Genomic DNA, 698 nt, shown 5'->3' on the forward strand with positions numbered 1-698 from the left:
AAGAAAGGGAACCGTTAAAAAACAAACGGCAGGCATAAGCTGCATCTGAGAAACAAACTTTATATCTTTGTTTTTTGTGACTATTATCGATGGCAACTTGCGAGATTACCCAACGACAAAAGTTAAAATTTGTAAAGTGAGCAAAGATTTCTTGGAGAATCCCTTCCTTCTTTTTTGCATGAAAATTAACCAAGCCAACACTGTATTTCAGGTCACGAAAACTAGTCTCTATGCCCCATCTGCTGGCGTAGAGATTTTTTAATTCTTGGACTGAATAGTCTGTATTGGTCACCAGAGTTTCGTATTTTCCTTCTTTCACTTCTAAACGCACCATACGGAAAGGAAGTTCATAGACTGCTACAGGGTCCTGTTTTTGACTTGTTTCTGGAAGAAAATCAAAAGTAGAATTGTGTGGAATAAAATGATAGTCATTGGGGAAATCATGATAACGTTTTTTGAGTTGATTGGTTTGCTTTCGTGATAATGTTAGAGAAAATGTTTGATCAAAACACTCCGTATTTGGCAAGTTGAAGGAGGAATACATGGATTGTTTCCCATCTCGAATGCGGATGATATAAAGCCAACCTTTTTCTTGAAAATGAGCTATAAGATTGTAACTTTCATAGCCTCTATCCATAATAACAAGAGCTTTCTCGAAAGGGAGAAGCCTCCATCATCTGAATCAGAGCTAAGCGCTC

General features: G+C 37.4%; 1 pseudogene. It reads right to left on the reverse strand.

What is annotated here, in order from left to right:
* Positions 1-698 (reverse strand): annotated as a pseudogene (locus SMIDD26_RS10830) (IS4 family transposase); the annotation flags it as partial.

This window comes from Streptococcus mitis (genome assembly GCF_001579035.1).
In the GTDB taxonomy this organism is placed as follows: Bacteria; Bacillota; Bacilli; order Lactobacillales; family Streptococcaceae; genus Streptococcus; species Streptococcus mitis_J.